Source organism: Pseudomonas sp. PL-6, from assembly GCF_054110165.1.
Window position 1 is genome coordinate 4,342,159 of sequence record NZ_CM134189.1, and the last position, 21,785, is coordinate 4,363,943.

The window sequence follows — 21,785 nt, forward strand, 5'->3', positions numbered from 1 at the left end:
TTTCAGGAGCCCCCGATGGACCCGCGAAGCGAAGTTCTCCTGCGTCAGGCCGAGCTGTTCGGCGGCGAGCTGCTGCTGGCCGGTCTGCCGGCCGACGATCTGCTCGGCGCCCTGCCCCAGGCGCGCGGCTGGAGCTGGCACGCCGGTGACCAGGCACTGCTGCAGGCACGCTTTGCCGGGCGCAGTCAGTTCGACACCCTTATGCCGGAGGGCGACTACTGCGCCGCCGTGCTGTTTCTGCCCAAGTCGCGCGAACTCGCCGATTACCTGCTGCAGGCCCTGGCCGCGCGCCTGAGCGGCCGCCCGCTGTACCTGGTCGGCGAGAAGCGCGGCGGCATCGAGCGTGCGGCCAAGCAGCTGGCGGCCTATGGCACGCCGCGCAAGCTGGACAACGCGCGCCATTGCCAGCTGTGGTGCGTGCAGGTCGAGCAGGCGCCCGCGCAGCCCGAGCTCGACGCCCTGGCCCAGGTCTACAGCCTGCCACTGGCCGACGGCCCGCTGCAGGTGGTGAGTCTGCCCGGGGTGTTCGCCCACGGCCGCCTGGATCGCGGCAGCGCCCTGCTGCTGGAGCACCTCGACGACCTGCCGCACGGCCATCTGCTGGACTTCGGCTGCGGCGCCGGCGTGCTCGGCGCCGCGCTCAAGCGCCGCTACCCGGCCAGCCAGCTGAGCCTGCTGGACGTGGACGCCTTCGCCCTGGCCAGCAGCCGCCTGACCCTGGCCCGCAACGGCCTGGATGCCGAGCTGATCGCCGGCACGGGCATCGAGTCGGCGCCACAAGGGCTGGCCGCCATCGTCAGCAACCCGCCCTTTCACCAGGGCGTGCACACCCATTACCAGGCCAGCGAGAACCTGCTGACCCAGGCCGCCGCCCACCTGAACATCGGCGGCGAACTGCGCCTGGTGGCCAACAGCTTCCTCAAGTACCCGCCGCTGATCGAGCGCCACCTCGGCCCCTGCCGCACCCTGGCCGAGGCCGACGGCTTTCGCATCTACGCCGCCCGGCGGCGTTGAGCGGGGTTGCTCTGGGCGAAACGCTTGGGCACAATGCGCCGGTCCTAGGGGAGTAGTCTCCCGCGAGCGCCCAGCTCGCCCGGCACGCGTCAACACACTTGCTCCGCAGAGCATGGCGCGCGCGACCCAAGGCCTCCCAGAGGGGCCTGCGGTTTGACAAGACCTATGACACGCACACCTTACCCGGGGCGGGAAGGTCGTACGTGTCATAGCCGTGTCGACCCGCCCCTTTAGGAAAACCCCATGCTGGAATCCCTGTTCGTCCCCACCCTGATCGTCGCCCTCGCCGAAATCGGCGACAAGACGCAACTGCTCGCCTTGCTCCTGGCCGCGCGCTTTCGCCGGCCCTGGCCGATCATCTGGGGCATAGTGGTCGCCACCCTGGCCAACCACTTCGCCGCCGGCGCCGTCGGCAACTGGGTCGCCGGCCTGTTCTCGCCCGCCACCCTGAGCTGGATACTCGCCGCCAGTTTCGTCGCCGTGGCCGCCTGGACGCTGATCCCCGACAAGCTGGACGAGGACGAGGAATCCGGGTTGAAGAAGTACGGTCCCTTCCTCACCACCCTGATCGCCTTCTTCATCGCCGAGATGGGCGACAAGACCCAGGTCGCCACGGTGATGCTGGCCGCGCAGTACCCGCACTTCGTGCTGGTGGTGCTCGGCACCACCCTGGGCATGCTGATCGCCAACGTGCCGGTGGTGCTGGCCGGCAACTTCGCCGCCGAGCGCCTGCCGCTGACCCTGATCCGTCGCCTGGCCGCCTGCGCCTTCGCCGCCCTGGCGCTGTACGCCGGCTACCAGGCGCTGCAGTTGAGCGGCCTGGCATGACGCATCGCTGACGCCATCTAGCTGGCACATCGGCCAATTCCAGCCCCCTCCTGCCTGCTGCTAAAGTGCGCGACACGTCACGCAACTTGAGTCGGCAGTCCGGAGGGCGTCATGTCATTGGATGATCGGAAGAAGGTGGTGTGCCAGCACATCGACCTGACCTGGAACAAGGGCCGTCTGGCGCTGGCCGAGCAACTGCACAGCCGCGACTTTCTCTACAAGAGTTCGTTTATCGGCCGCCCGCTGAGCAGCGCCGGCTTCGCCCAGATGGTGCAGGACATCCGCCACGCCATGCCGGACCTGCAGGTGGTGGTCGAGGAATGCATCGCCGAAGGCTACAAGGTGGTCACCTGGAGCACCCTGATCGGCACCATCGAGCAACCCGCGCTGGGCTACCCGCCCAGCGACAAGGTGCTGAGCATCTCGGCCATGGCCTTCTGGACCCTGACCCCGGGCAACGAGATCCAGGAAATCTGCACCATGTTCGACATGGAAAGCTTCCGCGCCCAGCTCAATCTGGAAACCCGCCCCTTCGCCGAAAAAGCCCTGCCCTGAAACGCCAACGGCGCGCCCTGAGCCCTCAGGACGCGCCGCCGGTCCATCCCGAGGCCGGACTCAGCGCCCGGCCTTGGCCTGCTCGTACAGCGGCATCACCTTGGGAATCGCCGCCTGCAGCGAGGCGATACGGCTGCTGGAGGACGGGTGGGTGCTCATGAACTCCGGCGGCGCCCCGCCGCCGGCGGCCGCCATCTTCTGCCACAGGCTGACCGCCGCATTGGGGTCGTAGCCGGCGCGCGCGGCCAGCTCCAGGCCGATCAGGTCGGCCTCGTTCTCGTTGCCGCGGCTGTTGGGCAGGGTCAGGCTGTACTGCACCACGGTGTCGGCCAGGGCCAGGCCGCCCTCACCGAGACCGAGCAGGGCGCCGGCGCCCTGCTTGGCCATCTCGATGCCATAGGCCTTGGACATCGCCTCGCGGCTGTGCTCGCGCAGGGCGTGAGCCATCTCGTGGCCCATGATCGCGGCGATCTCGTCGTCGCTCAGCTTGAGCTTCTCGATGATGCCGCTGTAGAAGATGATCTTGCCGCCGGGGCCGCAGTTGGCGTTGAGCTCCGGGCTCTTGATCAGGTTGACCTCCCACTGCCAGTTGGCCGCATCCGGGCGGAAACGCGGCGCCTGCGGGATCAGTCGGTTGGCGACGGCTTGCAGGCGCTTGGCGTTGGCGCTGCTCTTGTCCAGCACGCCCTGGCTCGACGCCTCGCTCAGGGTCTGCTGGTAGGACTGCGCATACATCTGGTTGACCTGGTCGGCCGACAGCATGCTGAACATGTACTGCTTGCGCTCCACGCCCACCGCACCGCCGCTGGTGGTGTTGACGGCCTGACAGCCGGCCAGCAGCAGCGCCGCCGCCAGGCCACCCAGAGTAAGAACCTTGTTCATCGAACGATCTCCTTTATCGACCGACCTATGCTAGGCCGCCGCCTCGGCGCGAGCAACCACGCCACTTGCACGATGGCCGCGGGCCATCTTTGCTAAGCGATGAAACCGCCAAAACGCCGTCCGAGAGCTTATCCACGACAGCCCGCTAAGGTTTTCCACCGACGCTGCCGATAGCCGTTTTAGAGCTTGTTCAAAGGCTCGCGAGCTAGAGCAATGCAAGGCGCAACGACCAACGGGAGTAACAGCCAAAGGCTGGCCCGAAGGGTGAGCGCCAGCGAATCAAACAGGCGAGAAAGCGGAGTGTACTTTTGTACATGAGCATTACTCGCTGCGCTCGCCCTGCGGGCCGTCCTGCGGAGTTTCAGTGACAAGTCACTGTCCGAGCCTGTTTTTAACGCAGCAGTGCCGACGCGCAGCAGCCTTTGAACAGGCTCTTACAGGCCACATCGCGCCCCGGAGCCAATATGAAGTTCAAGTCGATCCAGTTTTCCGTCGCCTTCCTCGCCGGCGCCAGCGTGCTGGCCGTGGTCGTGGCCCTGGTGCTCTATGCCCTGTTCGCCAGCGCTCGCACCCAGGCGCTGGTGGAGCAACGTACCCAGGCGCTGCTCGAACAGGTCATCGAACAGCGCCTGGCGGCACTGGCGCGCGCCCAGGTCAGCGAAATCCAGCGCGAGCTGGAGGTGCCGCTGCAGATCACCGCCGACCTGGCCCGGGTCAACGCCCTGCTCGGCATGAGCGATGCCAACGGTGCCCCGCTGCTGGCCGTCAGCCGCGAGGAACTGGCCAACCTGGTGCGCGAGACCACGGCGCAGACCCCCAAGCTGCTGGGCAGCTACATCGGCTGGGAAGCGAACGCCTTCGACGCCAGCGACGACCTCTACGCCGGCAGCCGCGAGAACGGCTACGACGGCAGCGGCCGCTTCCTGCCCTGGTGGTATCGCAACGCCGACGGCAGCCTGGGTCTCGACGCCATCGGCTCGATGGAAAGCGAGAAACTGCTGCCCACCGGGGTGCGCGAGGGCGAGTACTACCTGTGTCCCAAGGAGCGCAAGCGCCCCTGCGTGATCGACCCGGCGCCCTACGAAGTCGGCGGCAAAATGACCATGCTCGCGTCTTTCACCTCGCCGATCCTGGTGGACGGCGAATTCCGCGGCATCGCCGGCGCCGACCTTGCAGTCAATTTCATCCAGGACCTGCTGACCCAGGCCGACGCCCAGCTCTACGACGGCGCCGGCGAGATGGCGCTGATCGCCGGCAACGGCCGCCTGGTGGCCTCGACCAAGGCCCCGGACAAGCTCGGCGAACCGGCCACCGCGCTGCTCGACGCCAACGAACTGAGCAACCTGAGCGGCCTGCAGCCGGGCCAGCCGAAGTACGACATCCACGTCGAGGACGATCCCGCCGACAGCCATATCGAGCTGTTTCTCAGCTTCACCATCGGCCAGGCCGATACCCGCTGGGTGCTGATGCTGGTGCTGCCGCTGGACACCGTGATGGCCGACCTGCGCCAGCTGCAGGGCGAACTGGCCGCGCAGCGCGAAGCCGATACCCTGGGCATGAGCCTGGTCGGCCTGCTGATCGCCGCCCTCGGCCTGCTGGTGATCTGGTTCGTCGGCTACGGCATCGCCCGCCCGCTCAAGCAGATGGTCGGCATGCTCGACGACATCGCCAAGGGCGACGGCGACCTGACCGTGCGCCTGCGGGTCGAACGCAGCGACGAACTGGGGCAGATCGCCCAGGGTTTCAACGCTTTCCTAAGCAAGCTGCAGGCGATGATCGGCGACGTGGTGACCTCGGTACAGCAAGTCAGCGACTCGTCCGAGCACACCGCCGACATCGCCATCCGCACCAACCAGGGGGTGCAGAAGCAGCTGGCCGAGATCGAGCTGGTGGCCACTGCCGTGCACCAGATGACCGCCACCGCGCAGGACGTGGCGCGCAACGCCACCCACGCCGCCGAGGCCGCCAACCACGCCGACCGCGCCGCCAACCAGGGCAAGCAGGTGGTGCAGAGCACCTCGAGCGCCATCGCCGCGCTGGCCAGCGAAATCGGCCGCGCCGTCGGCGTGGTGCAGAGCCTGGCCAAGGACAGCGAGAACATCAACGCGATCCTGGTGGCGATCCGCGGCATCGCCGAGCAGACCAACCTGCTGGCGCTCAACGCCGCCATCGAGGCGGCGCGGGCCGGCGAACAGGGCCGCGGTTTCGCCGTGGTCGCCGACGAGGTGCGCAACCTGGCGCAGAAGACCCAGCAGGCCACCGAAGAGATCCAGAGCATGATCCAGCAGCTGCAGCACGGCACCCGCGAGGTGGTCAAGGTAATGGAGCAGAGCCAGGTCAAGACCGACGACAGCGTGGCGCACGCCAACCAGGCGGCCGACTCGCTGGAGGCCATCACCCAGGCGGTCTCGGTGATCAACGACATGAACACCCAGATCGCCAGCGCAGCCGAGCAGCAGAGCGCAGTGGCCGAGGACATCAACCGCAACGTCACCAATATCGGTCAGGTGGCCAACGAGGTGGCCGGCGGCGCCGACGAGGCCAGCCAGGCCAGCGCCGGGCTGACCAAGCTGGCCGAGCAGCAGCGCCGGCTGATCAACCAGTTCAGGGTGTAAGCGGCTTGTAGGGTGCGCCATGCGCACCCTACGCGTTGCTCGGCCTCACGCCGGGGTCAGGCACTCCGGCGCATCCAGCTTGGGGTCGTTGACCAGGGTGGCCAGGGCGCGCTCGCGCAGACCACCCTGGGGCCTGGCCAGCAGCGCCTGCAGTTGCTCCAGCCCGGTCTCGCCGCTCAGCCACAGGGCCCGCTCCTGCTCGTCGAGAATCAGCGGGCGGCGCTGCGAGGCGGCTGCCTGGGTGATCAGCGCCACGCTCAGGTACTCGTGCCCGCCGACCGGATAGACCTCCCACAGCGCGGCGAAATACAGCAGCGAATCGGCGTTGGTCATCCAGTACGGGCGCTTGCGCGCTGCGCCGCGCCATTCGTAGAAGCCATTGGCCGGCAGCAGGCCGCGGCGCAGGCGCAGGGGTTCGCGGAACATCGGTTGCTCGGCCAGGGTCTCGGCGCGGGCATGCGCGGGGGTCTTCGACAGGTCCTTGAGCCAGGCCGGGGTCAAGCCCCAGCGCGCCGCGGCGGCTTCAGTCCCGGCGGCGCCGGCACGCAACAGCAGTACCTGGCCGTTCGGCGCGATATTCCAGTGCGGCTGCTGATCGGCGGGAAAACCGGGCAAGGCCGCCAGGACCGGCGACCAGCGAAACAGGGCGTAGCGTCCACACATGCGGCAACTCGACAGGTAGGCAGGGGCGCGTCAGCACAGCAGCACGCCCTGGAAGGATTCCGGCTCGTCGCCGGGCAGGGGTTGCGCGGCATTGTACGCCCCGATCAGCGCGCGTGCCCGCTCGGCGTCATGGTCGGCCACCAGCAGACCGAGCAGCCCGCAGACCGGCAACTCGCCCACCGCACCGACCAGGTGCTGGCCGAGCAGATGCGCCTCGATGCCCTCGCTGGCCAGCATGCCCAGCAGCATCTCGCCCTCCAGCAGATTCTCCGGCTCGTAGATTCGTTGCATCAGTCGTTCTCCCCGCGAACCTCCAGTTGCCAGTCGACGCCGTCGGTGCGCAGCTCGAACAGGATCGGTCGGCAGCACACCGGGCAATCCTCGATATAGGACTGATCGCCCGCCGACAGATCGAGCACGGCTTCGGCCGGCTCGCCGCAGTAGGGGCAGAAATAGGCCTCGGTTTCCAGCATCGCGGCCTCCTTGTGACTTGGCGGTATAATCGCCGGTCTATTGCTGGCCTGCTCGCCAGGCGTTTTCGTTCAGCACCTCATTTCAACCATAGCCGTTCTACAACAAGAGAGCATGATGGGCGCATTCGATGCCATCCGACCCTATGCCGACGCAGAAGTGCGCCCCGTACTGGCGCGCCTGCTCGCCGACCCGGCCTTTCTCGGCACCCTCACCCGCTTTCGCTTCCCGCGCCTGGCCGGGCCGCTCGGCTGGCTGCTCAAGCCGCTGATCGCCGCGCGCCTGCGCAGCGAGTTCGCCGGCATCGACTCGGTGGCCAAGCTGCAGGAAAAGATCGAGCCCTACGTCGACCGCAGCATCGAACGCGCCAGCGACGGCATCACCTACTCCGGCCTCGAGCACCTGCAACCGGGCAAGGCCTACCTGTACCTGGCCAACCACCGCGACATCGTCATGGACCCGGCATTCGTCAACTACGCGGTGTACCACGCCGGCCTGCAGACGCCGCGCATCGCCATCGGCGACAACCTGCTGCAGAAGCCCTTCGTCGGCGACCTGATGCGCCTGAACAAGAGCTTCATCGTGCACCGCTCGATCAGCGGCCGGCGCGAGAAGCTGGCGGCCTATCAGCTGCTCTCGGCCTATATCAACCACTCGATCCGCGAGGACGGCGAGTCGATCTGGATCGCCCAGGCCGAAGGCCGCGCCAAGGACGGCGACGACCGCACCGATTCGGCGATCCTCAAGATGTTCCACATGAGCCGCAAGGACGAGCCGTTCGCCGCGGTGATCGACTCGCTCAACCTGATCCCGGTGTCGATCAGCTACGAGTACGACCCCTGCGACCTGGCCAAGGCCCGCGAGCTGAGCGTGCGCGCCGCCACCGGCAGCTACACCAAGGCGCCCGGCGAGGACGACGCCAGCATCGCCCTCGGCATCACCGGCTACAAGGGTCGCGTCCACCTGCACTTCGGCGAGCCGGTCGCAGGTCTGGACGACACCAAGCAGCTGGCCCAGGAACTGGACCGGCAGATTCTCGGCCAGTACCGCCTGTTCCCGGTGCACTACCTGGCCTATGCCATGTGGGCACAGCGCGACCCGGAGCTGGCCGTGCCCGCCGCCCGCGAACTGTTCGCCGCCGACGAACTGGCCAAGGCCGAGGCCGAATGGCACAAGCGCCTGGCCGCCTGCAGCGCCGAGGAGCAGCCCTACCTGGTGCTGCAATACGCCAACCCGGTGCGCAACCAGTACCGGATTAAGGCCGGCCTGCCGCTCTGACAGGCCCCGCCACAAAGGAAAACGGCAGCCCTCGGGCTGCCGTTTTCCTATCTGTCGCCCATTACAGCCGCGTGCTGAACCAGGACAGCAGCAGCGCCGCCGCCAGACAGGCGCCGCCGAAGCGGTAGAAGAAGCGATTGATGCGCAGGGTGCGCTCGTCGCACGCCTCGGCCTCGGCGCTCAGGCTTTCCAGTTCGCCCTGCGCCAGCATGCGGGCCTGGCCGCGCTGCTCGCGCAGGCGGGTCATCAGGCACAGCCAGGCGCCGGCCAGGCCGAAAAACAATGCCAGCGCATTCATCGCCACGGCCGGATGGGAGAGGAACAGCGACCACAACATCTGCAGCGACATGCAACACCTCAGGATCAGCTCGGTGCAGCGACGCCGTCGCCGCACCAGAATGGGGATTCACGCCGAAAATGAGGTGCAGCAGCGCCCGTTCCGGCCGTCGAAAGTCGTCGCGCAGTGTACTGAAATCCACGTTTTATAAGGTTCGTTTCCGACGAACGCGGCGGCTATCCCGAAATCGTCTGAAAACTGTCATATCCCTGGCCTAGGGTTTGTATCTCTCATCGTGACCACGCAGTCACGACCTGCAGTGGAGCCTTACCCTTAATGTCCGCGGAGGACCTGCCATGCTCAACCCACAACCGCTGGATCGCGACTACCTGATCGACTCGCTGGATGAAGTGGACGCAGTGGTCGACGAACTTTCCTTCAACGTGCAGGACCACCACTGGCTGGTCTACTGCGCCCTGGGCGGTCACGAACACTACGACCTGCCAGACATCGACAACCGCACCGGCATGAGCCTGCCGGAGCTCTACGAGCAGGCTGCCTGAAGCGCCCGCAGAAATGAAAACGCCCCGCAATGCGGGGCGTTTTCGTGTCGGGGCTCTGCGTTACTGCAGCAGCACCTGACCAATGGTCGGATCCTTGAAGGCGCGGGTCAGGGCGTCGCTGAGCACGTCGCTGACCAGCTTGGTGTTGGTCTGCTGGTTCGGCGCCATGCCGAAGCGCTGGTTCAGCGAGGCGCCGTAACGGCCGCTGTAGCGGCGGCTGGCGCCCTGCACGTCGGCGCGGATGGAGGCGGTGATGTCGGCCTCGGTGACGTACAGGCCTTCCTTAGGCGACTGGTACTTCAGCTCGGCCAGGGTCAGAGTCAGCTGCGGCGCGTTGTAGGCGTTGCTCGACGGAGTGAAGCCGAGCAGGCGTACCGCGGCCTCGGCCTCGGCCTGCAGCTTGGGCAGGATGGCTTCGCTGCTGACGCTGATGGCGCTGGTTTCCGGATACAGGCCGCCGCGGGTGCCGAGGTTCGGCGACGGACGCCCGTCGACCACCCGAACCACCACCGGCTGGCCCTGACCGACCGCGGTCAGCGCGCTGGTGAGCTTGGGTTGCGGGCTGAGTTGCTGAGGGCTGTGGGCGCAACCGGCCAGGGTCAGGCTGGCGGCGGCAAGCAAGGCGAACAACGCGCGGTGCAACATGCTCATCTCTCCAAGAGGGGTTGAAAAAGTGGCCGGCAGTATACCCAGCGGCGACTGGCGCCGACAGCACTCGCAGTATCGGACTGCCAGCCCCGGCCTGCGGTTCCTGTCATCAGCCTGTCACCGCCGTACGGCATAAAGGACGCCAGTCCATCCGCCGGAGTTTTCGCCATGTCGCTGCTGCGCCGCCTATTCAGCCCCCGCCGCCCGCTGCGTCATTTCGCCTGGCTCGACGCCCAGGGGCATTGCCGCGCGCTGCGTCAGGCGCAGGCGCATCCACAGCAGGCCGGCTGGGTCGAGGTGAGCGAGTCGCGCCCCTGCTGGCTGGGGGCGCCGCTGCCCGCCGGCGTGCGCGTCACACCGGTCGTCACGCATGCAGCAGACGCCCGGCCGTTGGCGGCCTGACCGACGGAAGAAGAAAAGTCACGCAGGGCGATCAATTTCGCCTCATTCACCGCTATAATCGCGCCCCGATTATAAGGACGTCTCCTGATCGGGCCGCACCACCTCGCCGATGCTAGGTCATCGCTCCCGCCCCAGAGAGTCGCCCACTTCGCGCTGCCGTTTCCGGCCAGCCGCTTTAAGCCCATACGCAGAGCCGATTGCAGTCATGCAATGCATGACCTGCGCGGGCTAGAAGCGCGCCGAGGCAGACGAGCTTTTGAGGTTCACCGCTCCAAAAGAGCGTGAAAAAACGGTTTTTACAACTTCACAAGAGTGTGGCGAATAAATGAACAGTTTTGCGTCCGCAAATCCCAGCCTTAACCCTCCCGGCCGCGCGACCAGGCACTGCGTCTGAGTCCACCGGCATCGCCCTAGCAGGCCGACAGGCCGTCAATCTGGTGCAGTATTTCTTGGAGTGAGGTTAATGGCGCATAACGATTACCAAAGCGTAGATGTGGTGCTGGTCGGCGCCGGCATTATGAGCGCGACCCTGGGCGTGCTGCTCAAGGAACTCGATCCCGGCATCACGCTGGAAGTGGTGGAACTGCGCGAGTCCGGCGCGGTGGAAAGCTCCAACCCCTGGAACAACGCCGGCACCGGCCACGCCGCGCTGTGCGAGCTGAACTACACCCCGGAAGGCGCCGACGGCAGCATCGACATCAAGAAGTCGGTGAGCATCAACGCCCAGTTCGAGGAGTCCAAGCAGTTCTGGGCCTACCTGATCGACAAGGGCGCGATCAACTCGCCGAAATCCTTCATCAACCCGGTGCCGCACATGAGCTTCGTGCGCGGCCAGGACGGCATCGCCTTCCTCAAGAAGCGCTTCGAGGCCCTGCGCCAGCACCATGCCTTCAGCGCCATGGAGTACACCGAGGATCGCGCCACCATCGCCGACTGGGCGCCGCTCCTGATCCCCGGCCGCGACCCCGGCGAGCCGCTGGCCATGACCCGCGTGCAGGCAGGCACCGACGTCAACTTCGGTGCGGTCACCCAGCAGATGCTCGACTACCTGGCCAGCCAGGCGGACGCCAAGGTCACCTGCAACCAGAAGGTCACCGACCTCAAGCGCGAAGACGACGGCTGGCGCGTCAGCGTCAAGGACACCCAGACCGGCGCCACTCGGCAGATCCAGGCCAAGTTCGTCTTCCTCGGCGCCGGTGGCGGCGCCCTGCCGCTGCTGCAGCTGTCCGGCATCCCCGAAGGCAAGGGCTTCGGCGGCTTCCCGGTGAGCGGCCAGTGGCTGCGCTGCGACAACCCCGAGGTGGTGGCCAAGCACCAGGCCAAGGTCTACAGCCAGGCCGAAGTCGGCTCGCCGCCGATGTCGGTGCCGCACCTCGACACCCGCGTGGTGGACGGCAAGAAATCCCTGCTGTTCGGCCCTTACGCCGGCTTCTCCACCAAGTTCCTGCGCCACGGCTCGTTCCTCGACCTGCCGTTGTCGGTACGCCCCAACAACATCGGCCCGATGCTGGCGGTGGCGCGCGACAACATGGACCTGACCCGCTACCTGATCAAGGAAGTGATGCAGTCCGAAGAGCAGCGCCTGAAGACCCTGCGCGGCTTCTACCCCGAGGCCAAGGCCGAGGACTGGCGCCTGGAAGTGGCCGGTCAGCGCGTGCAGATCATCAAGAAGGACAGCAAGAACGGCGGCATCCTGCAGTTCGGCACCGAACTGGTGGCCGCGGCCGACGGCTCCATCGCCGCCCTGCTCGGCGCCTCGCCGGGCGCCTCGGTGACCGTGTCGATCATGCTCGACCTGATCCGTCGTTGCTTCCCCGAGCAGGCCCAGTCCGCGGACTGGCGCAGCAAGCTGGACCAGATCTTCCCGGCCATGGCCGACGTCCTGGCCAAGGACGCCGAGCGCTACCGTGAAGTGCAGGCGCAGTCGAACCAGCGCCTGCAACTCGACGCCGGCGCCTGATCGGCCCGCGCACAAAAAACCGCCCCTCGGGGCGGTTTTTTATTGCGCGCAGCCCTGGCTACTGCTGACCCCAGGGCAGGATCGGAATGGCGGTCACCGCGTTCTGCGGGCTGCCCTCGATCACCCGGTCGCTGTAGACCAGGTACACCAGGGTATTGCGCTTGCTGTCGAAGAAGCGCACCACCTGCATGGTCTTGAACACCAGCGAGGTGCGCTCCTTGAATACCTCCTCGCCATCCTTCAGCTCGCCCTGGAAACGAATCGGCCCGACCTGACGACAGGCGATGGAAGCCTCGGCGCGATCCTCGGCCAGGCCCAGGCCGCCCTTGACCCCACCGGTCTTGGCCCGCGACAGGTAGCAGGTCACCCCCGCCACCTTGGGATCGTCGAAGGCCTCGACGACGATCTTGTCGTTCGGCCCCACCCACTTGAACACGGTGGACACCTCGCCGATGGTCTCGGCCAGCGCCAGGCCGGGCAGCACCAGCAAGCCCAGCACCACTCCCTTGAACGGACGCATGCCTCTCTCCTTAGACGAGAATCAGATTGTCGCGATGCACCAACTCCGGCTCATCGACATAGCCCAGCAGCTTCTCGATGGCATCGGACGGCTGGCCGATGATCTTCTGCGCCTCCAGGGCGCTGTAGTTGACCAGGCCGCGGGCAACCTCGCGGCCGTCCGGGGCGACGCAGACCACCATCTCGCCGCGGCGGAAGCTGCCCTGCACCGCCTTGACCCCGACCGGTAGCAGGCTCTTGCGGTCCTGGCTCAGCGCCTTCACCGCGCCGGCATCCAGCACCAGGGTGCCGCGGGTCTGCAGGTGGCCGGCCAGCCACTGCTTGCGCGCCGCCAGCAGGCCACGCTCGGGGGCCAGCAGGGTGCCCAGGCGTTCGCCGGCCTTGAGCCGCGCCAGCACCTGCTCGATGGCACCGCCGACGATGATCGTATGAGCACCGGAACGCGCCGCCAGGCGCGCGGCGCGCAGCTTGGTCTGCATGCCGCCGCGCCCCAGCGCGCCGCCGACGCCGCCGGCCACCGCATCCAGCGCCGGGTCGTCGGCGCGGGCTTCATGGATCAGCTTGGCGTCCGGATTGTGCCGCGGGTCGGCGTCGAACATGCCGTCGCGGTCGGTGAGGATCACCAGCAGGTCGGCCTCCACCAGGTTGGCCACCAGCGCGGCCAGGGTGTCGTTGTCGCCGAAGCGGATCTCGTCGGTGACCACGGTGTCGTTCTCGTTGATCACCGGCACCACGTCCAGGTCGACCAGGGTGCGCAGGGTGCTGCGCGCGTTGAGGTAACGCTTGCGGTCGGACAGGTCGTCGTGGGTCAGGAGGATCTGCGCGGTACGCCGGCCGTGTTCGGCGAAGCTCGACTCCCAGGCCTGGATCAGCACCATCTGGCCGATGGCGGCAGCCGCCTGCAGCTCGTGCATGGCGCTCGGTCGACTGCTCCAGCCGAGGCGGCTCATGCCCGCGGCCACCGCGCCGGAGGACACCAGCACCAGCTCCACGCCCTGCTCGCGCAGGGCCACCATCTGCTTGACCCACACCGCCATGGCCGCCCGATCCAGGCCGCGCCCGTCGGCGGTCAGCAGCGCACTGCCGATCTTCACCACCCAGCGCCGCGCGCCGGTCACCTTGTCACGCATGATCTTCCAACCTTAGCCAGAAAACGATGGAGCCTGCCCCACCTACAAAAACGCCGCAATTAAGCGGCGTTGAAAACTTGCTTAATCCCGGACGTAAATGATTTCCGGGCCGTCGTCATCATCTTCGTCGTCGAAGTCGTCTTCGTCGATATCGTCGACGCTGCGTACCCCTGCCTTGCGCAACGCACGCTGGTCGTCCAGCGCCTGCAGGCGGGCGCGCGCCTCGTCTTCGATGCGCTGATCCAGCTCGGCCAGCTCCTCGGCGAACTGCGGGTCCTCGGCGATGCGCTCACCGCGCACTTCCAGGTAATGCATGATGTCGCGGCAGATGCGCTCGGTGCCGTCGCGGCTGATGGCCGAGACCACGTAGACCGGGCCCTGCCAGCCCAGACGGGCGACGATGTCGGCCTTGCGCGCCTCGCGCTCGTCTTCCGGGATCTGGTCCATCTTGTTCAGCACCAGCCAGCGGTCGCGCTCGGCCAGCGCCGGGCTGAAGCGACCCAGCTCGTCGATGATCACCTGCGCCGACTCGGCCGGATCGCTCTCGTCCAGCGGCGCCATGTCCACCAGGTGCAGCAGCAGGCGGGTACGCGCCAGGTGCTTGAGGAAGCGAATGCCTAAGCCGGCGCCTTCCGATGCACCCTCGATCAGCCCGGGGATGTCGGCGACGACGAAGCTCTTGAAGCGGTCGACGCTGACCACGCCCAGGTTCGGCACCAGGGTGGTGAAGGGGTAGTCGGCCACCTTCGGCTTGGCCGCGGAAACGGCGCGGATAAAGGTGCTCTTGCCGGCGTTGGGCAGGCCGAGCAGGCCGACGTCGGCCAGCACTTTCAGCTCCAACTTGAGGTCGCGCGACTCGCCCGGCTTGCCCGGCGTGGTCTGCCGCGGCGCGCGGTTGGTGCTGGACTTGAAGCGGGTGTTGCCCAGGCCGTGCCAGCCGCCCTGGGCGACCATCAGGCGCTGGCCGGGCTTGACCAGGTCGCCGATCACTTCCTGGGTGCCGGCGTCGATCACCGTGGTGCCGACCGGTACCGGCAGGAGCAAGTCCTCGCCCTTGGCCCCGGTGCAGTCGGTGCTGCCGCCCTTCTCGCCATTCTGCGCGTGGAATTTGCGCGTGTAGCGGTAGTCGATCAGGGTGTTGAGGTTCTCGTCGGCGACGAGGAAAACCGAGCCGCCGTCGCCACCGTCGCCGCCGTTGGGGCCGCCCTTCTCGATGAACTTCTCGCGGCGGAAGGCCATCATGCCGTTACCGCCATCACCGGCTTTTACAAAAATCGAAACTTCGTCGACGAATTTCATGGATATGCCTCCCGCGTCACCTGCGGGCTGGAGGGAACGCTTGCCGGATCATCCAGAGCTAGCGGATCGGGCAAGCGAACCAAAGATACACAAATAAAAAAGCCCCGTCCTAGGGACAGGGCTTCTCCAGCGTGCCAGCGATTAAGCCTGGACGACGCTCACGTAGCGACGGCCGAACGCGCCCTTCACTTCGAACTTGACCACGCCTTCGACTTTAGCGAAGAGGGTGTGGTCCTTGCCGATGCCCACGCCGAAACCGGGGTGGAACTGGGTGCCGCGCTGACGCACGATGATGTTGCCGGCCTTGATGACCTGGCCGCCGTACATCTTCACGCCAAGGCGTTTACTTTCGGAATCGCGGCCGTTACGGGTAGAACCGCCAGCTTTTTTGTGTGCCATGAGTCAATACTCCTATAAAGGGATCGGGGCCGACGAATCAGGCCTGGATACCGGTGATTTTGATCTCAGTGAACCACTGACGGTGGCCCTGACGCTTCATGTGGTGCTTACGACGGCGGAACTTGATGATGCGCACCTTGTCGTGACGGCCTTGCGACACGACTTCGGCAACCACTTTAGCGCCGTCTACGACCGGAGCGCCGATCTTAACGTCGTCGCCATTGCCGATCAGCAGAACGCGATCGAAAGTCACGGCTTCGCCGGTAGCGACTTCGAGCTTCTCGATCTTGAGGAATTCGCCTTCGGTGACCTTGTATTGCTTGCCACCAGTAACAATCACTGCGTACATGGTAAATCTCCGTTGATCCTGCTCACCCAGCGCTTTAGAAAAGTCGTTATTGGCTGGCATGGCTGCTCGGGGCCGGAAGTGACGCCCTTGCAATTGCGTAAGGCAGGGAAATGCCCAGGGGGAAGTTCAGGGTACGCGATTGTACGCAAGCCCGTGACGCCACGCAAGGCCCGCCGGCGCTTGCCTTGACAGCCCCCACCCCGCCACCTAGCATGCCGCGCAACCTCAAAGGAGCACCTTTCGCCGATGCAACCCCAGGCTTTCTACCGCGTGGTGGCGGACGATTTCACCGCCGTCGACGGCATCATCCGTCAACAACTGGTCTCGCGCGTACCGCTGGTGGAGAAGATCGGCGACTATATCATCTCCGCCGGCGGCAAACGCCTGCGCCCGCTGCTGGTGCTGCTCAGCGGCAAGGCGCTGGGCTATCGGGCCGACGACCTGCGTCTGCTGGCCGCCACCATCGAGTTCCTGCACACCGCCACCCTGCTGCACGACGACGTGGTCGACATGTCCGACATGCGCCGCGGCCGCAGCACCGCCAATGCCCAGTGGGGCAACGCGCCGAGCGTGCTGGTGGGCGACTTCCTCTATTCGCGCTCGTTCGAAATGATGGTCGAGCTGGGCTCCATGCCGGTCATGCGCATCCTCTCCAAGGCCACCCGGGTGATCGCCGAGGGCGAGGTGCTGCAGCTGTCCAAAGTGCGCGACGCCAGCACCACGGAAGAAACCTACATGGAAGTCATCCGCGGCAAGACCGCCATGCTGTTCGAGGCCTCGACCCATGCCGCCGCGGCGCTGGCCGGCGCCAGCGAGGCTCAGAGCGAAGCCCTGCGCACCTTCGGCGACCACCTCGGCGTGGCCTTCCAGCTGGTCGACGACCTGCTCGACTACCGGGGCGACGCCGCCGAGCTGGGCAAGAACGTCGGCGACGACCTGGCCGAGGGCAAACCGACCCTGCCGCTGATCTACACCATGCGCGAAGGCAGCGAGGAGCAGGCCGCACTAGTGCGCCGCGCCATCCAGAAGGGCGGCATCGAGGACCTGGAAAGCATCCGCGCCGCCGTGGAAGCCGCCGGCGCCCTGGACTACACCGCGCAACTGGCGCGCGACTACGCCGAGCGCGCCATCGCCTGCCTGGACGCGCTGCCGGCCGGCGAATACCGCGATGCGCTGGTCGAACTGAGCCGCTTCGCCGTCGCTCGCACACATTAAAAAGCAGCGGTGCCCACGGCGCACCAGCTGCCAGAAACGAAAACGCCCCGAACCAGTCGGGGCGTTTTCGTTTGCGCGGCGGCGATTACAGACGCAGGCCGCCGTCGAGCTCGAGGATGCGACCGGTGTAGTAGTCGTTCTCCAGGATATAGGCCACCGAGTGGGCGATCTCGGCCGGCTTGCCCATGCGCCGCAGCGGAATGCCGGCGGTCATCTTCTCCAGCGCTTCCGGCTTCATGCTGCCGGTCATCTCGGTTTCGATGAAGCCCGGCGCCACGCCGGCGACGCGGATGCCGTAGCGCGCCAGCTCCTTGGCCCAGACCACGGTGTCGGCGGCGACGCCGGCCTTGGCCGCGGAGTAGTTGGCCTGGCCCATGTTGCCGGCGCGGGAGATGGAGGAGATGTTGACGATCGCGCCTTCGTTCTTCAGCTCGATCATCTTCGCCGCCACTTCGCGGGTGCAGAGGAACACCCCGGTCAGGTTGACGTCGATCACTGCCTGCCACTGCGCCAGGCTCATCTTGCTCATCTCGCCGTCCTTGACGCGGATGGTCAGGCCGTCGCGGAGAATGCCGGCATTGTTGACCAGACCGTTGATGGCGCCGAAGTCCTCGGCCACCTGGGCGACCATGTGGGTCACCTGCTCTTCATTGGCCACGTTGCACAGGTAGCTGCGGGCGTCACCGCCGGCGTCCTTGCAGGCGGCCACGGCTTCGTCGAGTTTTTCCTGGTTCAGGTCGACCAGCGCCAACTTGGCGCCCTTGGCCGCCAGGTACTCGCCCATGGCGCGGCCCAGGCCCTGGCAACCACCGGTGATGATGATGACTTTGTCTTTCAGTTGCATCGCGTTATCCCCTCAAGTTGCAGCATTAACCAGCCCCGCTGACGCCTGCGAACCGCTATGCTAGGGCGCCTGTCCGTTTCTGACGGATTCTTTGCGAGGAGTCATAAGGTGAGCGTGAAAGCCGGCAAGCATGCACGAGAATTGCTGCTCAAGGAATACCGTGGCGTGCTCAGCACCCACTCCAAGGCCATGCCGGGCTTCCCCTTCGGATCGGTGGTGCCCTACTGCCTGGACGCCGAGGGCCGGCCGCTGATCCTGATCAGTCGCATCGCCCAGCACACCCATAATCTCGGGCAGGACGCCAAGTGCTCGCTGCTGGTCGGCGAGCGCGGCGCAGAGGATGTGCAGGCGGTCGGCCGCCTCACTCTGCTCGCCGAAGCACGACAGTTGCGTGACGAAGGCGAAATCGAGGCGGCCGCCCAGCGTTATTACCGCTTTTTCCCCCAATCGCGCGACTACCATCGGGCGCATGATTTCGATTTCTGGCGGCTGGAACCGGTGCGCTGGCGTTTCATCGGCGGTTTCGGCGCCATTCACTGGCTCGATGAGGTCGCCCTGGCCAACCCCTTCGCGACCGACGGCAGCGAGGCCAGCATGGTCGAGCACATGAACGCCGACCACGCCGACGCCATCGCCCACTACGTCGCGCTGGCCGGGCTACCGGGGCAGGAGCCGGCGCAGCTGGCCGGCATCGACAGCGAGGGCTTCCACCTGCGCATCGGCCAGAGCCTTTACTGGCTGCCCTTCCCCGCCCCGTGCGGCAATCCGGGCGCCGTGCGCCAGGCCCTGGTGCAGCTGGCGCGCGCCGAGCACTGGCCGACCGATGGCGCGGTTTCAGCTTGAATTAAGCGCCGCGCCCCATATTAAGAACCTACGGGAAGCCCGACTTCCGCCAAGGACACTTCGACCCATGCGTGTGTTTCTGTTTCTCTTCCTGCTGTTCCCGATCATCGAGCTGGCCCTGCTGATCCAGGTCGGCAGCGCCATCGGTGTGCTGCCGACGCTGCTGCTGGTGATCGGCACCGCCGTGCTCGGCAGCCTATTGCTGCGCGTGGCCGGCGTCGCCACCGCCTGGCGCGCCCGCGAGAAGCTGGCACGCGGCGAGCTGCCCGAACAGGAAATGCTCGAAGGCCTGCTGATCGCCGTCGGTGGCGGCCTGCTGCTGCTACCGGGCTTTATCAGCGACATCTTCGGCGTGCTCTGCCTGATTCCCTTCACCCGCCGCCTGCTGGTCGGCATGCTGCGCCGCCGCGCCGAGGAACAGGCCCTGCGCCAGCGCGCCTTCTTCGACGATATGGCCGCGCGCGCCGGGCAGAACCGCCCGGGGGCGCCCCGTCCGAATGTGCTGGAAGGCGAATACGAACGCCGCGACTGAAGCAGCTCCGCAACGATCCCCACAGGAGCCGGCTGGCTGGCGATCCCGCAGCCCGCCGATCGCCAGCCAACCGACTCCGACAAGGTGGCAGCCATGCCCTGGCACTTGCGCCAAGCCATCCCGGATGCCACCTCCCTCGCCGATGCAAAAAATTTGCACCCCGGCCCTTGAAATACCCTCGCCCGCCCACATGTAGCAGTCACCGCAAGGTGCCTGCCCTCCGAGGCAGTCAGACTTTCGCGGTGTGCACCGCGCACCGCACCCGGCCCCGCCGGATTTTACAAACCCGCCGGCCACACAAGAGTCGGCAAGTTGGCCATCAATTGTTAGGAGAGATCGACAATGAAGCTTCGTCCTCTGCATGACCGCGTCGTGATCCGTCGCAGCGAAGAAGAGACCAAAACCGCTGGCGGCATCGTGCTGCCGGGTTCCGCTGCCGAGAAGCCGAACCAGGGCGAGATCGTCGCCGTCGGCACCGGTCGCGTGCTGGACAACGGCGAAGTACGTCCGCTGGCCGTCAAGGTCGGTGACAAGGTGGTATTCGGCCCCTACTCCGGCAGCAACACCGTCAAGGTCGACGGCGAAGACCTGCTGGTGATGGGCGAGAACGAAATCCTCGCCGTCATCGAAGCCTGATTCGCGCCAGTCTCCGTTTAACCGTCAAGAATTCTGAGGATTGATCAACATGGCTGCTAAAGAAGTCAAATTCGGCGATTCCGCCCGCAAGAAAATGCTCATCGGCGTCAACGTCCTGGCCGACGCGGTAAAAGCCACCCTCGGCCCGAAAGGCCGTAACGTGGTGCTGGCCAAGTCCTTCGGCGCGCCGACCATCACCAAGGACGGCGTTTCGGTTGCCAAGGAAATCGAACTGAAGGACGCCTTCGAGAACATGGGCGCCCAACTGGTCAAGGACGTCGCGTCCAAGGCCAACGACGCCGCCGGTGACGGCACCACCACCGCCACCGTGCTGGCCCAGGCCATCGTCAACGAAGGCCTGAAGTCGGTCGCTGCCGGCATGAACCCGATGGATCTGAAGCGCGGCATCGACAAGGCCACCAGCGCCATCGTCGCCCAGCTCAAGGACCTGGCCAAGCCCTGCACCGACACCAAGGCCATCGCCCAGGTCGGCACCATCTCCGCCAACTCCGACAACTCCATCGGCGACATCATCGCCGAGGCCATGGAGAAGGTCGGTAAAGAAGGCGTGATCACCGTCGAAGAAGGCTCGGGCCTGGAAAACGAACTGTCCGTCGTCGAAGGCATGCAGTTCGACCGTGGCTACCTGTCGCCCTACTTCATCAACAAGCCGGACACCATGGTTGCCGAGCTGGAAGGCCCGCTGCTGCTGCTGGTGGACAAGAAGATCAGCAACATCCGCGAACTGCTGCCGGTACTGGAGTCCGTCGCCAAAGCCGGTCGCCCGCTGCTGATCGTCGCCGAAGACGTCGAGGGCGAAGCCCTGGCCACCCTGGTGGTCAACAACATGCGCGGCATCGTCAAGGTCGCTGCCGTCAAGGCTCCGGGCTTCGGCGACCGCCGCAAGGCCATGCTGCAGGACATCGCCATCCTCACTGGCGGCACCGTGATCAGCGAAGAAGTCGGCCTGTCCCTGGAAAGCGCCACCCTGGAGCACCTGGGTAACGCCAAGCGCGTCGTGCTGAACAAGGACAACACCACCATCATCGACGGCGCCGGCGCCCAAGCCGACATCGAAGCCCGCGTGGCGCAGATCCGCAAGCAGGTCGAAGACACCACCTCCGACTACGACAAAGAGAAGCTGCAAGAGCGTCTGGCCAAGCTGGCCGGCGGTGTTGCCGTGATCAAGGTCGGCGCTGCCACCGAAGTCGAGATGAAAGAGAAGAAGGCCCGCGTCGAAGACGCCCTGCACGCCACCCGCGCTGCAGTAGAAGAAGGCGTGGTGCCTGGCGGCGGCGTTGCCCTGGTGCGCGCGCTGCAGGCCATCGAAGGCCTGAAGGGCGACAACGAAGACCAGAACGTCGGCATCGCCCTGCTGCGTCGCGCCGTCGAAGCGCCGCTGCGCCAGATCGTTGCCAACGCCGGCGGCGAGCCGAGCGTGGTGGTCGACAAGGTCAAGCAGGGTTCGGGCAACTTCGGCTTCAACGCCGCTACCGACACCTATGGCGACATGATCGAGATGGGCATCCTCGACCCGGCCAAGGTCACCCGTTCGGCCCTGCAGGCTGCTGCCTCCATCGGCGGCCTGATGATCACCACCGAGGCCATGGTGGCCGAAGCGGCTGACGACAAGGCCCCGGCCATGCCGGATATGGGCGGCATGGGCGGTATGGGTGGCATGGGCGGCATGATGTAAGCCAGCCCGGCTCCCTCGCTGTAACAAGAACCCCGCGCTCGTCGCGGGGTTTTTTATGGGCGGCCCCCGAGCCGGCGCGGCGCGCGGCCAGATAATACCGGCGACGGCCCTGCCGGGTACGCCGTGCACACTGAGCCCCTGCCCCGTCGCGCCCCTTGCCAGGTGCG

At 66.3% G+C, this 21,785-nt stretch carries 25 protein-coding genes; 13 read left to right on the forward strand and 12 right to left on the reverse strand.

Annotation, left to right across the window (positions count from 1 at the left end; genetic code table 11):
* Positions 1–15 precede the first annotated feature (15 nt).
* From ACW9UL_RS18805 to ACW9UL_RS18815, 3 genes are all read left to right on the forward strand, one after another.
* Positions 16–1,014: a methyltransferase gene (locus ACW9UL_RS18805; RefSeq protein WP_457787928.1), complete on the forward strand. Its 999-nt coding sequence runs from the start codon at positions 16–18 to the stop codon at positions 1,012–1,014.
* Between the two features lie 246 nt (positions 1,015–1,260).
* The gene (locus ACW9UL_RS18810; protein ID WP_031303026.1) at positions 1,261–1,842 is read left to right on the forward strand and encodes a TMEM165/GDT1 family protein; all 582 of its coding nucleotides are present in this window, start codon (positions 1,261–1,263) and stop codon (positions 1,840–1,842) included.
* Between the two features lie 111 nt (positions 1,843–1,953).
* Positions 1,954–2,397 carry a ketosteroid isomerase-related protein gene (locus ACW9UL_RS18815; RefSeq protein WP_457787929.1) on the forward strand — a complete coding sequence of 148 codons (444 nt, stop codon included), beginning with the start codon at positions 1,954–1,956 and terminating at the stop codon, positions 2,395–2,397.
* A 60-nt stretch (positions 2,398–2,457) separates the two neighbouring features.
* Here the strand turns inward: ACW9UL_RS18815 and ACW9UL_RS18820 are convergent, their stop codons facing one another.
* The gene (locus ACW9UL_RS18820; RefSeq protein ID WP_122108231.1) at positions 2,458–3,279 is read right to left on the reverse strand and encodes a M48 family metallopeptidase; all 822 of its coding nucleotides are present in this window, start codon (positions 3,277–3,279) and stop codon (positions 2,458–2,460) included.
* A 464-nt stretch (positions 3,280–3,743) separates the two neighbouring features.
* Between ACW9UL_RS18820 and ACW9UL_RS18825 the strand changes: the two genes are divergently transcribed.
* Positions 3,744–5,894, forward strand: coding sequence for a methyl-accepting chemotaxis protein (locus ACW9UL_RS18825; RefSeq protein WP_457787930.1), 2,151 nt, complete (start codon positions 3,744–3,746; stop codon positions 5,892–5,894).
* 45 nt (positions 5,895–5,939) lie between these two features.
* Here ACW9UL_RS18825 and ACW9UL_RS18830 read toward each other — a convergent pair whose 3' ends face one another.
* From ACW9UL_RS18830 to ACW9UL_RS18840, 3 genes are read right to left on the reverse strand one after another with little or no spacing between them, the layout of a single operon-like run.
* Positions 5,940–6,557, reverse strand: coding sequence for an SOS response-associated peptidase (locus ACW9UL_RS18830; RefSeq protein WP_457787931.1), 618 nt, complete (start codon positions 6,555–6,557; stop codon positions 5,940–5,942).
* 30 nt (positions 6,558–6,587) lie between these two features.
* The gene (locus ACW9UL_RS18835; protein WP_397486363.1) at positions 6,588–6,848 is read right to left on the reverse strand and encodes a putative signal transducing protein; all 261 of its coding nucleotides are present in this window, start codon (positions 6,846–6,848) and stop codon (positions 6,588–6,590) included.
* On the reverse strand, positions 6,848–7,030 hold the full coding sequence (locus ACW9UL_RS18840) for a CPXCG motif-containing cysteine-rich protein (RefSeq protein WP_021446061.1): 183 nt from the start codon (positions 7,028–7,030) through the stop codon (positions 6,848–6,850). The genes ACW9UL_RS18835 and ACW9UL_RS18840 overlap by 1 nt, the downstream gene beginning before the upstream one ends.
* Positions 7,031–7,142: 112 nt before the next feature.
* Here ACW9UL_RS18840 and ACW9UL_RS18845 point away from each other — a divergent pair, with 112 nt between their 5' ends.
* Entirely contained in the window at positions 7,143–8,306 is a 1,164-nt protein-coding gene (locus ACW9UL_RS18845; protein WP_457787933.1) for a 1-acyl-sn-glycerol-3-phosphate acyltransferase, read from the forward strand.
* 61 nt (positions 8,307–8,367) lie between these two features.
* Here ACW9UL_RS18845 and ACW9UL_RS18850 read toward each other — a convergent pair whose 3' ends face one another.
* Positions 8,368–8,655 carry a hypothetical protein gene (locus tag ACW9UL_RS18850; protein WP_457787934.1) on the reverse strand — a complete coding sequence of 96 codons (288 nt, stop codon included), beginning with the start codon at positions 8,653–8,655 and terminating at the stop codon, positions 8,368–8,370.
* A 284-nt stretch (positions 8,656–8,939) separates the two neighbouring features.
* Here ACW9UL_RS18850 and ACW9UL_RS18855 point away from each other — a divergent pair, with 284 nt between their 5' ends.
* A complete protein-coding gene (locus ACW9UL_RS18855; protein ID WP_021446064.1) occupies positions 8,940–9,146 on the forward strand; it encodes a hypothetical protein in 207 nt (68 codons plus the stop codon).
* Between the two features lie 60 nt (positions 9,147–9,206).
* Here the strand turns inward: ACW9UL_RS18855 and ACW9UL_RS18860 are convergent, their stop codons facing one another.
* On the reverse strand, positions 9,207–9,791 hold the full coding sequence (locus ACW9UL_RS18860) for a YajG family lipoprotein (protein ID WP_021446065.1): 585 nt from the start codon (positions 9,789–9,791) through the stop codon (positions 9,207–9,209).
* A 171-nt stretch (positions 9,792–9,962) separates the two neighbouring features.
* Between ACW9UL_RS18860 and ACW9UL_RS18865 the strand changes: the two genes are divergently transcribed.
* A complete protein-coding gene (locus ACW9UL_RS18865) occupies positions 9,963–10,196 on the forward strand; it encodes a hypothetical protein (protein ID WP_021446066.1) in 234 nt (77 codons plus the stop codon).
* 463 nt (positions 10,197–10,659) lie between these two features.
* Positions 10,660–12,156, forward strand: coding sequence for a malate dehydrogenase (quinone) (gene mqo / locus ACW9UL_RS18870; RefSeq protein WP_021446067.1), 1,497 nt, complete (start codon positions 10,660–10,662; stop codon positions 12,154–12,156).
* Positions 12,157–12,214: 58 nt separating this feature from the next.
* Here mqo and ACW9UL_RS18875 read toward each other — a convergent pair whose 3' ends face one another.
* The 5 genes from ACW9UL_RS18875 to rplU form a co-directional block, all read right to left on the reverse strand.
* Entirely contained in the window at positions 12,215–12,676 is a 462-nt protein-coding gene (locus ACW9UL_RS18875) for a CreA family protein (protein WP_457787935.1), read from the reverse strand.
* Between the two features lie 10 nt (positions 12,677–12,686).
* A complete protein-coding gene (proB, locus tag ACW9UL_RS18880; protein ID WP_457787936.1) occupies positions 12,687–13,805 on the reverse strand; it encodes a glutamate 5-kinase in 1,119 nt (372 codons plus the stop codon).
* Positions 13,806–13,886: 81 nt separating this feature from the next.
* Positions 13,887–15,104, reverse strand: a complete 1,218-nt coding sequence (gene cgtA, locus ACW9UL_RS18885; protein ID WP_021445342.1) for an Obg family GTPase CgtA — start codon at positions 15,102–15,104, stop codon at positions 13,887–13,889.
* Positions 15,105–15,245: 141 nt separating this feature from the next.
* Positions 15,246–15,503 carry a 50S ribosomal protein L27 gene (gene rpmA / locus ACW9UL_RS18890; RefSeq protein ID WP_031303584.1) on the reverse strand — a complete coding sequence of 86 codons (258 nt, stop codon included), beginning with the start codon at positions 15,501–15,503 and terminating at the stop codon, positions 15,246–15,248.
* A gap of 37 nt (positions 15,504–15,540) precedes the next feature.
* Complete coding sequence (gene rplU, locus ACW9UL_RS18895) at positions 15,541–15,852, reverse strand: 50S ribosomal protein L21 (protein ID WP_021445340.1); 312 nt, start codon at positions 15,850–15,852, stop codon at positions 15,541–15,543.
* A 246-nt stretch (positions 15,853–16,098) separates the two neighbouring features.
* Between rplU and ACW9UL_RS18900 the strand changes: the two genes are divergently transcribed.
* A complete protein-coding gene (locus ACW9UL_RS18900; RefSeq protein ID WP_122109035.1) occupies positions 16,099–17,067 on the forward strand; it encodes a polyprenyl synthetase family protein in 969 nt (322 codons plus the stop codon).
* An 85-nt stretch (positions 17,068–17,152) separates the two neighbouring features.
* Here the strand turns inward: ACW9UL_RS18900 and ACW9UL_RS18905 are convergent, their stop codons facing one another.
* Complete coding sequence (locus tag ACW9UL_RS18905) at positions 17,153–17,911, reverse strand: SDR family oxidoreductase (RefSeq protein WP_457787937.1); 759 nt, start codon at positions 17,909–17,911, stop codon at positions 17,153–17,155.
* Between the two features lie 108 nt (positions 17,912–18,019).
* Between ACW9UL_RS18905 and ACW9UL_RS18910 the strand changes: the two genes are divergently transcribed.
* The 4 genes from ACW9UL_RS18910 to groL all read left to right on the forward strand — a co-directional run bounded on the left by ACW9UL_RS18910 (position 18,020) and on the right by groL (position 21,618).
* Positions 18,020–18,754, forward strand: a complete 735-nt coding sequence (locus ACW9UL_RS18910; RefSeq protein WP_457787938.1) for a HugZ family pyridoxamine 5'-phosphate oxidase — start codon at positions 18,020–18,022, stop codon at positions 18,752–18,754.
* 67 nt (positions 18,755–18,821) lie between these two features.
* On the forward strand, positions 18,822–19,286 hold the full coding sequence (locus ACW9UL_RS18915) for an FxsA family protein (RefSeq protein ID WP_457787939.1): 465 nt from the start codon (positions 18,822–18,824) through the stop codon (positions 19,284–19,286).
* Between the two features lie 342 nt (positions 19,287–19,628).
* Complete coding sequence (locus ACW9UL_RS18920; RefSeq protein WP_021445335.1) at positions 19,629–19,922, forward strand: co-chaperone GroES; 294 nt, start codon at positions 19,629–19,631, stop codon at positions 19,920–19,922.
* Positions 19,923–19,971: 49 nt separating this feature from the next.
* Positions 19,972–21,618: a chaperonin GroEL gene (gene groL / locus ACW9UL_RS18925; RefSeq protein ID WP_457787940.1), complete on the forward strand. Its 1,647-nt coding sequence runs from the start codon at positions 19,972–19,974 to the stop codon at positions 21,616–21,618.
* Positions 21,619–21,785 lie beyond the last annotated feature (167 nt).

Excerpts from the sequence above, each read along its gene's own strand:
- ACW9UL_RS18915 (WP_457787939.1), top strand. The coding sequence starts at position 18,822 with ATGCGTGTGTTTCTGTTTCTCTTCCTGCTGTTCCCGATCATCGAGCTG.
- ACW9UL_RS18905 (WP_457787937.1), bottom strand. The coding sequence starts at position 17,911 with ATGCAACTGAAAGACAAAGTCATCATCATCACCGGTGGTTGCCAGGGC.
- ACW9UL_RS18855 (WP_021446064.1), top strand. The coding sequence starts at position 8,940 with ATGCTCAACCCACAACCGCTGGATCGCGACTACCTGATCGACTCGCTG.
- ACW9UL_RS18825 (WP_457787930.1), top strand. The coding sequence starts at position 3,744 with ATGAAGTTCAAGTCGATCCAGTTTTCCGTCGCCTTCCTCGCCGGCGCC.
- ACW9UL_RS18920 (WP_021445335.1), top strand. The coding sequence starts at position 19,629 with ATGAAGCTTCGTCCTCTGCATGACCGCGTCGTGATCCGTCGCAGCGAA.
- ACW9UL_RS18865 (WP_021446066.1), top strand. The coding sequence starts at position 9,963 with ATGTCGCTGCTGCGCCGCCTATTCAGCCCCCGCCGCCCGCTGCGTCAT.
- mqo (WP_021446067.1), top strand. The coding sequence starts at position 10,660 with ATGGCGCATAACGATTACCAAAGCGTAGATGTGGTGCTGGTCGGCGCC.
- groL (WP_457787940.1), top strand. The coding sequence starts at position 19,972 with ATGGCTGCTAAAGAAGTCAAATTCGGCGATTCCGCCCGCAAGAAAATG.
- ACW9UL_RS18850 (WP_457787934.1), bottom strand. The coding sequence starts at position 8,655 with ATGTCGCTGCAGATGTTGTGGTCGCTGTTCCTCTCCCATCCGGCCGTG.
- ACW9UL_RS18805 (WP_457787928.1), top strand. The coding sequence starts at position 16 with ATGGACCCGCGAAGCGAAGTTCTCCTGCGTCAGGCCGAGCTGTTCGGC.
- proB (WP_457787936.1), bottom strand. The coding sequence starts at position 13,805 with ATGCGTGACAAGGTGACCGGCGCGCGGCGCTGGGTGGTGAAGATCGGC.
- ACW9UL_RS18860 (WP_021446065.1), bottom strand. The coding sequence starts at position 9,791 with ATGTTGCACCGCGCGTTGTTCGCCTTGCTTGCCGCCGCCAGCCTGACC.
- ACW9UL_RS18820 (WP_122108231.1), bottom strand. The coding sequence starts at position 3,279 with ATGAACAAGGTTCTTACTCTGGGTGGCCTGGCGGCGGCGCTGCTGCTG.
- ACW9UL_RS18830 (WP_457787931.1), bottom strand. The coding sequence starts at position 6,557 with ATGTGTGGACGCTACGCCCTGTTTCGCTGGTCGCCGGTCCTGGCGGCC.
- rpmA (WP_031303584.1), bottom strand. The coding sequence starts at position 15,503 with ATGGCACACAAAAAAGCTGGCGGTTCTACCCGTAACGGCCGCGATTCC.
- ACW9UL_RS18875 (WP_457787935.1), bottom strand. The coding sequence starts at position 12,676 with ATGCGTCCGTTCAAGGGAGTGGTGCTGGGCTTGCTGGTGCTGCCCGGC.
- ACW9UL_RS18835 (WP_397486363.1), bottom strand. The coding sequence starts at position 6,848 with ATGCAACGAATCTACGAGCCGGAGAATCTGCTGGAGGGCGAGATGCTG.
- cgtA (WP_021445342.1), bottom strand. The coding sequence starts at position 15,104 with ATGAAATTCGTCGACGAAGTTTCGATTTTTGTAAAAGCCGGTGATGGC.
- ACW9UL_RS18900 (WP_122109035.1), top strand. The coding sequence starts at position 16,099 with ATGCAACCCCAGGCTTTCTACCGCGTGGTGGCGGACGATTTCACCGCC.
- ACW9UL_RS18840 (WP_021446061.1), bottom strand. The coding sequence starts at position 7,030 with ATGCTGGAAACCGAGGCCTATTTCTGCCCCTACTGCGGCGAGCCGGCC.
- ACW9UL_RS18845 (WP_457787933.1), top strand. The coding sequence starts at position 7,143 with ATGATGGGCGCATTCGATGCCATCCGACCCTATGCCGACGCAGAAGTG.
- rplU (WP_021445340.1), bottom strand. The coding sequence starts at position 15,852 with ATGTACGCAGTGATTGTTACTGGTGGCAAGCAATACAAGGTCACCGAA.
- ACW9UL_RS18815 (WP_457787929.1), top strand. The coding sequence starts at position 1,954 with ATGTCATTGGATGATCGGAAGAAGGTGGTGTGCCAGCACATCGACCTG.